Raw genomic sequence first — 13,039 nt, forward strand, 5'->3', positions numbered from 1 at the left:
GTTCGCTGACGGCGCGTCAACCGTACTCGCGGCGGCCGTGCCCGGCGCCCGGCGCGCGGTGGTGGACACGGGGCGCGCGGAGGGCCGGGCGCCGCGACCGCGCCCCTGAAGCTCACCGCGACTTCACCTGCCGGGGCCGTCCCGGGACACCGCACCGGGTACCGCGCCGCGTACGGGGGCGCCGCGCGCGCACGGGCCGCGGTCGCGGGGAGCCGCCCGGTTCGCCCCGTACGAGTGATGAGCGCGAACGCGGGTGCGAGGGCGCGGCGGCCGGCGGACGCGCCTCGGGCCGGAGTGCGGAGAGTGCGGCGGCCGGCGGACGCGTCGAGCGGGCCGGAGCGCCGAGGGGGCGGGCGCATCGGGGACAGCTTCCGCCGGCCGCGCGGCACGGCGGCCCGCCGGCGCCACCCCCGGGCCCGGTGAAGGGGCCTGTCCGACCCGTGGCCGATACTGGGGGACATGGCTTACGACGATCTTCGCTCGCTGCTTCGGGCCCTGGAGCGCGAGGGCGACCTCAAGCGCGTGAAGGCCGAGGTCGACCCGTACCTGGAGGTCGGGGAGATCACCGACCGGGTGAACAAGGCGGGCGGCCCCGCGCTCCTCTTCGAGAACGTGCGCGGCTCGTCCATGCCCCTCGCCATGAACGTGTACGGCACGGACCGCCGCCTGCTGAAGGCGCTCGGCCTGTCCTCGTACGCGGAGATCAGCGAGAAGATCGGCGGCCTGCTCAAGCCCGAACTGCCCCACGGCTTCGTCGGCGTGCGGGACGCCTTCGGCAAGCTCGGCTCGATGGTGCACGTGCCGCCGAAGAAGGTGAAGGACGCCCCGGTCCAGGAGGTCGTGCGCACCGGCGACGACGTCGACCTCGACGAGCTGCCCGCGCTGTTCACGTGGCCCGAGGACGGCGGCTCCTTCTTCAACCTGGGCCTCACCCACACCAAGGACCCCGAGTCCGGCGTGCGCAACCTCGGCCTCTACCGCCTCCAGCGCCACGACCGCCGCACCATCGGCATGCACTGGCAGATCCACAAGGACAGCCGCAACCACTACGCCGTGGCGGCGCGGCGCGGCGAGCGGCTGCCGGTGGCGATCGCGTTCGGCTGCCCGCCCGCCGTGACGTACGCCTCGACGGCGCCGCTTCCCGGCGACATCGACGAGTACCTGTTCGCCGGCTTCGTGCAGGGCCGGCGCATCGAGATGGTGGACTGCAAGACCGTCCCGCTCCAGGTGCCCGCCGCGGCGGAGGTCGTGCTGGAGGGCTGGCTGGAGCCGGGCAGGACCCTGCCCGAGGGGCCGTTCGGCGACCACACCGGCTTCTACACGCCGCAGGAGGAGTTCCCCGCCCTGACGATCGACTGCGTGACGATGCGCAGGCGCCCGCTGCTCCAGTCGATCGTGGTCGGTCGCCCGCCGACCGAGGACGGGCCCCTGGGGCGCGCCACCGAGCGCTTCTTCCTGCCGCTGCTGAAGATCATCGTGCCGGACATCGTGGACTACCACCTGCCGGAGGCCGGCGGCTTCCACAACTGCGCGATCGTCTCGATCGACAAGAAGTACCCCAAGCACGCCCAGAAGGTCATGCACGCGATCTGGGGCGCGCACATGATGTCGCTGACGAAACTCATCGTCGTGGTCGACGCCGACTGCGACGTGCACGATCTCCACGAGGTGGCCTGGCGGGCGCTCGGCAACACCGACTACGCGCGCGACCTCACCGTCGTCGAGGGCCCGGTCGACCACCTGGACCACGCGTCCTACCAGCAGTTCTGGGGCGGCAAGGCGGGCATCGACGCGACGAGGAAGCTGCCCGAGGAGGGGTACACGCGCGACGGCGGCTGGCCGCATATGGTCGTGCCGGACCAGGAGACGGCGGCGCTGGTCGACCGCCGGTGGAAGGAGTACGGCCTGTGAGTACGACGGCGGACGGGGCCCTCGGGAACCCCGAACCGATCCCGCACGGCAACAAGGTCCGGGCCTTCCTGCGGCTCGTGATGATCGAACACTCGGTGTTCGCGCTGCCGTTCGCGTACATCGCCGCGCTGACGGCGATGGAGCGCCTCGACGACAGCGTCCACTGGTGGAAGCTCGTCCTGGTCACCGTCGCGATGGTCGGCATGCGCACTTTCGCGATGGCCTGCAACCGGATCATCGACCGGGAGATCGACGCGCGCAACCCCCGCACCGCCACCCGCGAACTCGTCACGGGCGCGGTGTCGGTGCGCTCGGCGTGGACGGGCGCGATCATCGCGCTGCTCGTGTTCCTCGCGGCGGCCGCGCTGCTCAACCCGCTGTGCCTGGCGCTGGCGCTGCCCGCCGCCGTACCGATGGTGCTGTACCCCTACGGCAAGCGGTTCACGTCCTTCCCGCACGCCATCCTCGGCGTCGCGCAGGCCATCGGCCCGATCGGCGCCTGGATCGCGATCACCGGCTCCTGGTCGTGGGACGCGGTGATCCTCGGCCTGGCCGTCGGCGTGTGGATTGGCGGCTTCGACCTGATCTTCGCCTGCCAGGACGTGCGGGCCGACCGCGCGCACGGCGTGAAGTCGGTCCCGGCCCGCTTCGGCATCCCCGCCGCCCTGCACGGCGCGCGCGCCGCGCACCTCGTCACGACGGGACTGCTGGCCTGGTACGGCGTCGCCACCGGCGCGGGCGTCCTGTACTGGGTGGGCCTCGCCGTGGTCGCGATCGCGTTCCTCTACGAGCACACGATCGTCCGCCCGCACGACCTCTCCCGCCTGAACCGCGCGTTCTTCCAGGTCAACGGCTTCATCGGGATCGCGCTTTTCGTCTTCGCGCTGCTGGACCTGATCGTCCGGGGGCTGCGCGGCTGAACGGCGCGCCGGCCGCGAGGGGACAACCCGGTGCAGACGTTCACTGCCTCGCGTGAAAAGTCGCCGATCTGCTTGTTTCGGTATGCGGGCCCGTACATACGCTGCCGCTGACCATGGCAAGCAGGAAGCGAGGGCCACCGTGATGAGCACCGAGGCCGAACGCCTGCATTCGCAGCTTGCCCGGTTCGAGGATTCTTTCCCCGGGTACCGAATGGAAATCGTTGAAGCCAGCATCATGGTGAGCCCCGTCCGCCCTCACGACAACGAGACGATCCGGCGCGTATGGAACACGCTGGAGAGCCAGGTGGGGCCCGACTGGGGCTTCGCCTCGGACGTGGCCTTCGTCTTCGACGTGGAGACGGAGCTCTGTCCGGGACCTCGCGGTCATCCCGCAGGACGCGGTGGCGGAGAACCTCAGCGCCTACGACCCCGACCTCATCGAGCTCGTCGTGGAGGTCGTGTCGCCCGGCAGCGTCCGGCGCGACTACGAGATCAAGCCGAAGCTCTACGCCGCCCGGGGCATCGCGAACTACCTGGTCCTCGATCCCTACCAGGGGCACTGCGCCGCCTTCTGTCACCCGTCCCCCGGCGGCTACCAGGGCCGCGACACGCTCCCGTACGGCAAGGACGTCACCGTGGACACCGCCCTCGGCGCGCTGACGGTCGGCACGCGGGACCTGCCCCGCGACGCGAGCGCGCCCGCCCGCTGACGTCCGGCCGCCCGGCGAGGGGTCTGCCTACAGCCCCGGCGGCAGCGAACCCGTGCCCGGCCGGGGCCGCCGCTCGCGCCGGAACAAGAACGCCGCCAGGACCCCGCCGACCAGGCCGAACGCGTGCGCCTGCCAGCTCACCCCCGGGTTGCCGGGCAGCGCGCCCAGCAGGATCGACCCGTAGACGGCGAGGATGACGAGGCCGAGGACGACCTCCCAGGCCCGGCGGTTGACGAAGCCCGTGATCACCAGGAACGCCAGCAGCCCGAAGATCACACCGGACGCGCCGATGGTGACCGAGTTCGCCGGTGCGGTCAGCCAGACGCCGAGCCCGCTGACGACCGTGATGGTCAGTACGATCCCGAAGAACCGGCGCAGGCCGCCGAGGGCCACCAGGAAACCCAGCACCAGCAGCGGGAACGTGTTGGACAGCAGATGCGCCACCCCGCCGTGCAGGAACGCCGCCGGGATGATGTCGAGCAGCTCGCCGGGCCTGCGGGGCGTGATGCCGAGCGTGTTCAGCGACTCGCCCGTCGCCTCGTCCACCCCGAGCAGCACCCACAGCAGCGCCACCCAGCCGATCATGACCGCGCCCGCGGCCTTCACCCGTCCGGTGCCCGCGCCCGCGCGCCCGGATCGGAGCATGCGGGACGCACGCCCCGCTGTGTTCGTCGGATCTGTCCCGTACGCCATCGCAGCCCCCTGCTCCCGAGCCTGACGTGCGTGAAACGTGCGGCACCCCGCCCCGGGTTCCAGCCGCGCCGCGCCGGATAGGGTCATGTGTGTGAGCACCTCCGCGGGCGCGCCCGGGCCCGAAGCCCCCGCCCCCCGCCGGCCCTGGGTCGTCGGGGTGTCCGGCGCGTCCGGCACGCCCTACGCGGCGGCCGTACTGCGCGGCCTGCTCGCCGCCGGCGAGAGCGTCGACCTGATCGTCAGCCGGGCCGCGCGCCTCACCCTCCTCGACGAGACGGGGATCTCCTTCCGCGACGGGCACTGGCGCGACGATCTCGCCGCCTGGCTCGCGCGCGGGGCCGACGGGAAGCCGGACGCCTTCGCGGCACCCGACCTGAGCGGGGTGCGGCACTGGGCGGCCGGGGACCTCGCCGCCGGGCCCTCCTCGGGGTCGTACCCGGCGCGCGGCATGCTGATCGTGCCCGCGTCCACGGCGAGCGCCGCGGGCGTGGCGCTCGGCCTGTCGAAGGACCTGCTGCAGCGCGCGGCGAGCGTGACGCTCAAGGAGCGGCGCCCGCTGGTCGTGGCCGTGCGGGAGACCCCGCTGAGCGGCCAGACCCTGCGCCACCTCGTCGCGCTGGACGGCCTCGGCGCCGTCGTGCTGCCGGTGTCGCCGGGCTTCTACGCGGGCGCCACCCACATCCAGGACCTGGTCAACTTCGTCGCCGGACGCGTGCTCGACGCCGTGGGCGTGCCCCACACCCTCTACCGCCGCTGGGAGGGGGAGCTCGGCGGCGGATCGAGGCCGCCGGGATCGGGATCGTAGGGCTGTCGGCCCGACGGCCTTCGCTCTGCCTTGTAATCTTGCTGAATCGCTGAATGATGGAAGGCATCAGGCATATGGACGCCGTGGACAGGCAGCTCATCCAGGCCCTCAGGGAGAACGGCAGAGCCTCCTACGCCGAACTCGGCAGGCTCGTCGGGCTCTCGGGCCCCAGCGTCACCGACCGGATCAACCGCCTGGAGACCGCCGGCGTCATCACCGGCTACCGCGCCACCGTGGACTCCGCGTCACTCGGCCTGGGCGTCGTGGCGCTCATCGGCATCTCGCTGTCCGACGCGGCCGACCACGAGGACGTGGCGCAGCGTCTGCGCGACCTCGGCGAGATCGAGGACTGCTGGTTCATCGCGGGCGACGACTCGTTCATGCTCAAGGTGCGCGGCGAGAACGTGGACAGCCTGGAGCGCACCATCCGCCGCCTCAGCGGCACCAAGGGCGTCTCCCGCACCCGCACCACGGTGGTCCTGTCCACCAAGTGGGAGAACCGCGTGGGGGAGCTCCCCGAGGAGTGACGTCGCCTCGCCCGCGCGGCCCCCGGCCCGGGGGCCGCGCGGGCGCGTCCCCCGCAAGGCCCCGCGGGGGCGCCCCGAGCGGGACCCCCGCGGAGGTGCCCCAAAAGGGGGCGTAATCTCGAATCGGCCCAATCGACGGGCCGACACCGGCAACAAGGGAGCGGCTATATGGACGCGGGGCTCAAGCGCGAGCTGGAGCAGAAGGTCCGCGACGGCGAGCGGCTGTCCCGCGAGGACGGCGTCGCGCTGTACGAGTCCGACGACCTGGCCTGGCTCGGCGGCCTCGCCCACGAGGTGCGCACGCGCAAGGCGGGCGACGCGGTCTACTTCAACGTCAACCGCCACCTGAACATGACGAACGTGTGCACGGCGTCCTGCGCGTACTGCTCGTTCCAGCGCAAGCCGGGCGAGAAGGACGCGTACACGATGCGCATCGAGGAGGCCGTCCGCCTCGCGAAGGCGATGGAGGGCGACAACCTCACCGAGCTGCACATCGTCAACGGCCTGCACCCGTCGCTGCCGTGGCGCTACTACCCGCGCTCGCTGAAGGCGCTCAAGGAGGCCCTCCCGCAGGTCTCCCTCAAGGCGTTCACCGCCACCGAGATCCACCACTTCGAGACGATCTCCGGCATGTCCGCCTCGGACATCCTGGACGAGCTGATCGAAGCGGGCCTGGAGTCGCTGACCGGCGGCGGCGCCGAGATCTTCGACTGGGAGGTCCGGCAGCACATCGTGGACCACCGCACCCACTGGGAGGACTGGTCCCGCATCCACCGCCTCGCGCACGAGAAGGGCCTCAAGACCCCGTGCACGATGCTGTACGGACACATCGAGGAGCCCAGGCACCGGGTGGACCACGTGCTGCGGCTGCGCGAGCTCCAGGACGAGACCGGCGGCTTCCAGGTCTTCATCCCGCTGCGCTACCAGCACGACTTCGTCGACATGAAGGACGGCAAGGTCCGCAACCGCCTCCAGGCGCGCACGACGATGGCGACCGGCGCGGAGGCGCTGAAGACCTTCGCCGTCTCGCGGCTGCTGTTCGACAACGTCCCGCACGTCAAGGTGTTCTGGGTCATGCACGGCCTGCAGACCACGCAGCTCGCGCTCCAGCACGGCGCGGACGACATGGACGGCTCGGTCGTCGAGTACAAGATCACGCACGACGCGGACAACTACGGCACGCCGAACAAGATGTCCCGCGAGGACCTGCTCGACCTGATCCGCGACGCGGGCTTCCGTCCCATCGAGCGCAACACGCGCTACGAGACGGTCCGTGAGTACCCGGGCCCCGACGCCTCGCGCCGCGAGTCGCCGCAGCCGATGCGGGTGTGAGGAAGCAGGCAGGCATGTCGCTCACGTTCCGGCTCGACCCCTCCTTCGACGTGGCGCGGGAGGGCCGCCCCCTGCGGGACGGCCTGCTCGCGCTGTGGGCGGACGTGTCCAACGCGGGCGGCGCCGTCGGCTTCGTGCCGCCGGTGTCGCCCGAGGACATACGTCCCGAACTGGTCAAGCACCTCGCCGCGATGGCGGAGGGCCGCACCCACCTGCTGGTGGGGTACGACGACGAGGGTGCGGTCGCCGCGACCGCGTTCCTCACGCTCAACACGCACCGGCTGATGCGCCACTGGCTGTGGCTGTACACGGTGATGGTCCACCCGAAGCACCAGGGCAAGGGGTACGGACGGCAGCTGATGGCCGCCGCGGCCGAGGCGGCCCGCGGCATCGACGGCATCGAGGCCATACGGCTGACCTGCCGCGGCGGCACCGGCGCCGACCGCTTCTACGAGGCGTGCGGTTACAAGGAAGTGGGCCGGGTGCCCGGCGCGATCCGCGTCGCGCCCGGCGACGACCGCGACGACGTCGTCATGCTGCTCCCGCTGCAGGCCGCCTGAGGCCCCCGTGCTTCACTGGAAGGCAACAGCCCGGAAGGAAGAAGGCGCTCAGTGATCCGGCAGCCAGGAGTGACAGTCCGCTACACGATGGCGCGCATCGCCATCTTCATCGGGTGCCTGGTCGTGGTCGCGGCCCTGACCCGGGTCGGCGTGGTGCCGCGCGGCCTCGGCGCCTCGAACGGCATCTGGGTGCTGCTGCTCGCCCTGATCATCTCGGCGCCGATCAGCTTCGTGGTGCTGCGCAAGCAGCGCGACGAGATGTCGGTGAAGGTTTCCGGCCGGGTCGACCGCGCCCGCGCCCGGCTCGAGGCGAACCGCGCGAGCGAGGACGTCGAGTAGCGACGGCCCGCCCGGGCACCTGCCGGCCGCCCGGACCGCTCTCCGCACGCCCGCGCTTCGACCTCCACGCGACGCGGCTGCCGGTCGTGCGGTTGGCGCCCGGCCACCGGGACGCCGGCCCCTCGCACGACGCGGCGGCCGGTCCTCGAACGGCCCGTCACGTGGAGCACGGCCCGTCCCCTCCCGGGGCTCGCCGTCCTGTCGGCTCGACGGGCGCGCCACCGATCGGCGCGCCGGACGCGGCCAGTGATTCGGCTCACACACCATGACGCCCCCGTCTCCCCAACTGCCCTGGGGAGACGGGGGCGTTGTCGTGCGGTGTCCCGAGACCGGGCAATGTTGGCTCAAAGAATGGCTTTGAGTATCCCAAAGACCCCGTGTTAACTGTCGCCCATGACCAGATCCGTGCATACCGAACTTGGCATGAGCACCGCGCTCGTGTCGCGCCTGCACGTCGATCTCTGCCGCTGCATGTCCGCGGTCTGTCGCCGCTCGGTCTGACCCTCACGGTCCCCGGCGTCCGGCCCGGCCCCGTCATGTCCGTACAGCGGCACGTCGCGCATCCCGCGAGGCGCCCGTGCGGACCGCGCGGCGCGGGAACGGCCGCCGGGGCCGGACAGCCCCGCCCCGCCCGTCCCCGTCACGTCACGTCAGGAGAGCGTCCGTGTCCGCCAACACCGCAGCCGGCACCACCGCGGGTCCCGAGGGACCCCGCAGCCGGTCCCTGCCCAAGGTCCCCTTCTGGGCCCAGATAGTCGCCGGCCTCGTCATCGGCGCGCTGCTCGGCTGGCTCGCCCGGAGCCAGGACATCGGCTGGCTCGTCACCACGCTGGACAAGGTCGGCCACCTCTTCGTCCAACTGCTGAAGCTGGCCGTCGGCCCGCTCGTCTTCTTCGCGATCCTGGTGTCCATCACCAACCTCCGCAAGGTCAACAACGCGGCCAGGCTCGCGACCCGCACCCTGCTCTGGTTCATGATCATGTCGCTGATCGCGGTCGCGATCGGCATCGCGATCGGCCTGATCACCAACCCCGGCTCCGGCACCGACCTGACGCCGAAGGACGGCAAGCTGCCCGAGCACTCGGGCTCCTGGATCGACTTCCTCACCGGCATCATCCCGACGGACGTCATCACGCCCTTCAGCGAACTGAACGTCCTGCAGATCGTGTTCATGGCCGCCGTCGCCGGCATCGCGGTGCTCAAGGTCGGCGAGCGCGCCAAGCCCGTCCTCACGCTCAGCGAGGTCGTGCTCGAACTGCTCCAGAAGGCCCTGTGGTGGGTCATCAGGCTCGCCCCGCTCGGCACCATCGGCCTGATCGGCTACGCGATCGCCGACTACGGCTGGGACCTCATCGGCAAGTACGCCACCTTCACCGCGGACGTGTACGTGGGCTGCGCGATCGTGCTGTTCGGCGTGTACCCGCTGCTGCTCTCCACGGTCGCCAAGGTCAACCCGCTGCAGTTCTTCAAGGGCGCCTGGCCCGCCATCGAGCTCGGCTTCGTCTCGCGCTCCTCGGTCGGCACCATGCCGGTCACGCAGAAGGCGGCGGAGCGCCTGGGCGTGCCAAAGACGTACACCTCGTTCGCCGTGCCGTTCGGCTCCACCACCAAGATGGACGGCTGCGCCTCGATCTACCCGGCCATCGCCGCGATCTTCGTCGCGCAGATCTTCGACGTGCACCTCGGCGTGCAGGACTACGTGCTGATCGCGTTCGTCTCCGTGATCGGCTCGGCCGCGACCGCCGGCCTCACCGGCGCGACCATCATGCTGACGCTGACCCTGTCGACGCTCGGCCTCCCGCTGGAGGGCGTCGGCCTGCTGCTCGCGATCGACCCGATCCTCGACATGATGCGCACGGCCACGAACGTCGCCGGCCAGATCGTCGCGCCGATCATCGTCGCCGCGCGGGAGAACATCCTGGACCGCGAGGCCTTCGCGTCGGCCACCGCCTCGCCGGTGGAGGACGCCGCGACCGGGGCCGAGCCGCGCGAGAAGGAGCTCACCGCCGCGGTGTGACGCGCCACCGCTGCCGCGGCGCGACGGGCCTCTCCCTCCCCGTGCGGGGGCGGGGGAGGCCCGTCGTCGTGCGCCCGTCCGGCACGGAGCGGACCCCCGCGGGCGGCCCGCTGCGCCGCCACCGCCGAACCCGCCGCTGCCGCCCAGGTGTTCGCGACCGGCCAGTTCCGCTTAGGGTCACGTCTGAGCGTTCCTCAGGAGCGCCGCCCACCTCGAGGAGCCGCCCGTGTCCACCGCCGAAACCGGGCCGTCCACGCCGCCGATCACCCAGCCTCCGCACGAGGTGGTACCGCCCGACGTCGTGACCGTCGGCGGGGTGGTGCGCGAGGCGTACGTCGCCCCGTTCGCGCCCGCCGTGCGCGGCGGATCGCTCGCCGACATCCCGTACGAGAACGTCCGCCAGGCCCCCGACGACATCGTCATCAGCCGCAAGCTGCCCGACGGTACCTGGCGGGACGTGACCGCGGCGGCGTTCGCGGAGGACGTCGGGGCGGTCGCCCGGGGGCTGATCGCGGAGGGCCTGATGCCGGGGGACCGGCTCGCGATCATGGCCCGTACGACCTACGAGTGGACGCTGCTCGACTTCGCGGCCTGGGCCGCGGGCCTGGTGACCGTGCCGATCTACCCGACGTCGTCCGCGTTCCAGACCCGCTGGATCCTCCAGGACTCCGGCGCGATTGCGTGCGTGGTGGAGGACGCGGCGCAGGCCGCCCTCGTGCGCCAGGAACGCCGCCAGCTCTCCCGCATGACGCACCTGTGGGAACTGGACGACGGGGGCCTCGACCGGCTGCGCGAGGCCGGCGCGGGCATCGGCCCCGACGTGCTCGCCGAGAGACGGGCCGCCCTGACCCCCGACAGCCTCGCCACCCTCAGCTACACGTCGGGCACGACCGGGCGGGCCAAGGGCTGCGCGCTGACGCACGGCAACTTCTTCTCCGAGGTCGACAACGCTGTCGCCCTGCTGTACCCGGTGTTCACGACGGTCAGCAAGGAACCGGCGTCGATCCTGCTCTTCCTGCCGCTCAGCCACGTCTTCGGCCGGATGGTCTCCGTGGCCTGCCTCCGGGCCCGGGTGCGGCTCGGCCACGCCCCGTCCGTCGAGACGGACGCCCTGCTCGCCGACCTCGCCGCGTTCCGGCCTACGTTCCTGCTCGCCATTCCCTACGTCCTGGAGAAGGTCTACAACACGGCACGCGCCAAGGCCGAGCGGATGGGGCGCGCCTCGTCCTTCGACCGCGCCGCGCGGATCGCCCGCCGCTACGGGGAGGCCCTGGAGGCAGCCGAGCACGGCACGGGCCCCGGCCCGACCACCATGCTGCGGGCCACCCGCGCCCTCTACGACCCGCTCGTGCACCGGCGGATCAGGGCGGCGCTCGGCGGCCGCGTCAAATACGCGATCTGCGGCGGCTCGCCCCTCGGCCGCCGCCTCGCCTCGTTCTACGCGGGCGTCGGCGTCGAGATCTTCGAGGGCTACGGCCTGACGGAGACCACGGCGGCCGCCACCTGCACGCCGCCCGGCCGGCCGCGCATGGGCACGGTCGGCTGGCCCATCCCCGGCACGGCCGTGCGGATCGCCGACGACGGCGAGGTGATGCTGCGCGGAGGGCACGTCTTCGCCGGGTACTGGGACGCGGAGAAGGGCGCGCCGGTCCCGGAGACCGACGAGGACGGCTGGTTCGCCACCGGGGACCTGGGCGAACTCGACGCCGAGGGCTACCTGTCGATCACGGGGCGCAAGAAGGACATCATCATCACGACCGGCGGCAAGTCCGTCGCCCCGGCGCCGCTGGAGGACTGGCTGCGGGCCCACCCGCTGATCAACCAGTGCATGGTGACCGGCGACAACCGTCCGTACATCACGGCCCTCATCACCCTCGACGCGGCGGGCCTCGCGCACTGGCGGGAGATGCGCCGCAGGCGGATGCCGGCCGGCCAGTCGTCGCCCGAGGCGGAGGAGGAGGATCTGCGGGGCATCCTCCAGCGGGCCGTGGACGAGGTGAACCGGCTGGTCTCGCGCGCCGAGTCGATCCGTCGCTTCCTCGTCCTGACCAGGGACTTCACCGAGGCGAACGGCCACCTCACGCCGTCGATGAAGCTGCGGCGCGCGGAGATCACCCGGGACTTCGCGGACGAGATAGCGAAGATGTACGAGAAGTGAGATCAGCGGGCGGTACGGCACCGCCGGGGAGGCGGCGGCGCCCACCGGAGCGGTAGCGCCGAGAAGCGGCTGCGCCGGGGGAAGCGGCTGCGCCGGGGGAAGCCTCTGCGCCGAGGGAAGCGGGCCGCATTCCGGCTTCGGGGAAAACGCCGGAAAGCGAGTGAAAGGACCTCGACGGGACAAAGGCCGCCCGGAACGGAACCGCCCAGAAGAGGAACGAAAGTCCCGAAAGGGGTGGACCGGGTGAGGGCGACCCCGATGGAACCGGGAAAACGGCCGTGCCGGGCCCGTACCGGCCGTGGGCGGGATTGCCGGAGACTCCCGAAAAGGGCGCGACCGTGGCGGGCGGGGCCGTCGGCCGGGGCCCTTTCGGCGGGGCGGGCAATCAGCGCCCGAGAACGGGCCCGCCGCAATCGGGCCGCCCCTGCCGGAACGTTCCGGCAGGATTGCCCGGGCAGGGCCCGCAAAAGGTGCAGGGGCCCCTTCCCGCCGCCTGGGCGACGGGGTGGGGCCCCTTGGTACTGCTCATTCAAGTCGTGCGCGATCGCCGACCCGTGGCACTAGGCCGGGGTGACGTTCTCCGCCTGCGGGCCCTTGGGGCCCTGGGTGACGTCGAAGTTCACGAGCTGGTTCTCCTCGAGGGAGCGGAAACCAGACGCGTTGATCGCGGAGTAGTGGACGAAGACATCCGGGCCGCCGCCGTCCTGGGCGATGAAGCCGAAGCCCTTTTCAGCGTTGAACCACTTGACGGTTCCGGTAGCCATAAGCCCTCCTTGGGCCAAAGGGTTGCCCTGCTCCAGAACCTGCAAACAAGTCTGAAAACTACAAAAGCCTGCGGGGTCACATGCTCCGCAGGCTCTGTACTGCAAGGGAAACCAAACTGCAACTTGCGGCGAGCCTAGCACGGGCGATCCGTGCGACGGTAGAGGCAAAGATCATTGTTCATCTCGCGTCCCGGCCGCCCGCGGCGCGACGACCTGCCACGCACCGCCCGGACGCCGCCGCCGTGGGGGCGCGCGGCCCCCGGCGCACGCCCCCACGGGTAGGGACGGCGCGGCGGTGAGGCG

Annotated in this window: 12 protein-coding genes; 10 read left to right on the top strand and 2 right to left on the bottom strand. The window is 71.7% G+C overall.

What is annotated here, in order from left to right; all coding sequences use genetic code 11:
• The first annotated feature begins 459 nt into the window (after window positions 1-459).
• The 3 genes from L1885_RS13210 (at window position 460) to L1885_RS29175 (ending at window position 3,541) form a co-directional block, all read left to right on the top strand.
• A complete protein-coding gene (locus L1885_RS13210; protein WP_235797276.1) occupies window positions 460-1,911 on the top strand; it encodes a menaquinone biosynthesis decarboxylase in 1,452 nt (483 codons plus the stop codon).
• Complete coding sequence (gene mqnP, locus L1885_RS13215; RefSeq protein WP_308117320.1) at window positions 1,908-2,831, top strand: menaquinone biosynthesis prenyltransferase MqnP; 924 nt, start codon at window positions 1,908-1,910, stop codon at window positions 2,829-2,831. Before L1885_RS13210 ends, mqnP begins: the two co-directional genes overlap by 4 nt.
• 401 nt (window positions 2,832-3,232) lie before the next feature.
• Window positions 3,233-3,541 (top strand): Uma2 family endonuclease, encoded by a 309-nt coding sequence (locus L1885_RS29175; RefSeq protein ID WP_308117321.1) that lies wholly within the window; start codon window positions 3,233-3,235, stop codon window positions 3,539-3,541.
• Window positions 3,542-3,568: 27 nt separating this feature from the next.
• Here the strand turns inward: L1885_RS29175 and L1885_RS13225 are convergent, their stop codons facing one another.
• A complete protein-coding gene (locus L1885_RS13225) occupies window positions 3,569-4,186 on the bottom strand; it encodes a rhomboid family intramembrane serine protease (RefSeq protein ID WP_235797277.1) in 618 nt (205 codons plus the stop codon).
• Between the two features lie 139 nt (window positions 4,187-4,325).
• Here L1885_RS13225 and L1885_RS13230 point away from each other — a divergent pair, with 139 nt between their 5' ends.
• The 7 genes from L1885_RS13230 to L1885_RS13260 all read left to right on the top strand — a co-directional run bounded on the left by L1885_RS13230 (window position 4,326) and on the right by L1885_RS13260 (window position 11,972).
• The gene (locus L1885_RS13230; protein WP_235797278.1) at window positions 4,326-5,039 is read left to right on the top strand and encodes a UbiX family flavin prenyltransferase; all 714 of its coding nucleotides are present in this window, start codon (window positions 4,326-4,328) and stop codon (window positions 5,037-5,039) included.
• A 74-nt stretch (window positions 5,040-5,113) separates the two neighbouring features.
• On the top strand, window positions 5,114-5,566 hold the full coding sequence (locus L1885_RS13235; protein ID WP_235797279.1) for an Lrp/AsnC family transcriptional regulator: 453 nt from the start codon (window positions 5,114-5,116) through the stop codon (window positions 5,564-5,566).
• 168 nt (window positions 5,567-5,734) lie between these two features.
• Entirely contained in the window at window positions 5,735-6,898 is a 1,164-nt protein-coding gene (gene mqnE / locus L1885_RS13240; protein WP_235797280.1) for an aminofutalosine synthase MqnE, read from the top strand.
• 14 nt (window positions 6,899-6,912) lie between these two features.
• Window positions 6,913-7,458, top strand: coding sequence for a GNAT family N-acetyltransferase (locus L1885_RS13245; RefSeq protein WP_235797281.1), 546 nt, complete (start codon window positions 6,913-6,915; stop codon window positions 7,456-7,458).
• 87 nt (window positions 7,459-7,545) lie between these two features.
• Entirely contained in the window at window positions 7,546-7,797 is a 252-nt protein-coding gene (locus tag L1885_RS13250) for a DUF4229 domain-containing protein (protein ID WP_235797284.1), read from the top strand.
• Window positions 7,798-8,461: 664 nt separating this feature from the next.
• Entirely contained in the window at window positions 8,462-9,814 is a 1,353-nt protein-coding gene (locus L1885_RS13255; protein WP_235797282.1) for a dicarboxylate/amino acid:cation symporter, read from the top strand.
• A 226-nt stretch (window positions 9,815-10,040) separates the two neighbouring features.
• Entirely contained in the window at window positions 10,041-11,972 is a 1,932-nt protein-coding gene (locus L1885_RS13260; RefSeq protein ID WP_372481938.1) for an AMP-dependent synthetase/ligase, read from the top strand.
• A gap of 560 nt (window positions 11,973-12,532) precedes the next feature.
• Here the strand turns inward: L1885_RS13260 and L1885_RS13265 are convergent.
• Entirely contained in the window at window positions 12,533-12,736 is a 204-nt protein-coding gene (locus L1885_RS13265) for a cold-shock protein (protein WP_008738468.1), read from the bottom strand.
• Window positions 12,737-13,039: the final 303 nt, after the last annotated feature.

The sequence above is a fragment of the Streptomyces fuscigenes genome (assembly GCF_021556455.1).
Lineage (GTDB): Bacteria > Actinomycetota > Actinomycetes > Streptomycetales > Streptomycetaceae > Streptomyces > Streptomyces fuscigenes.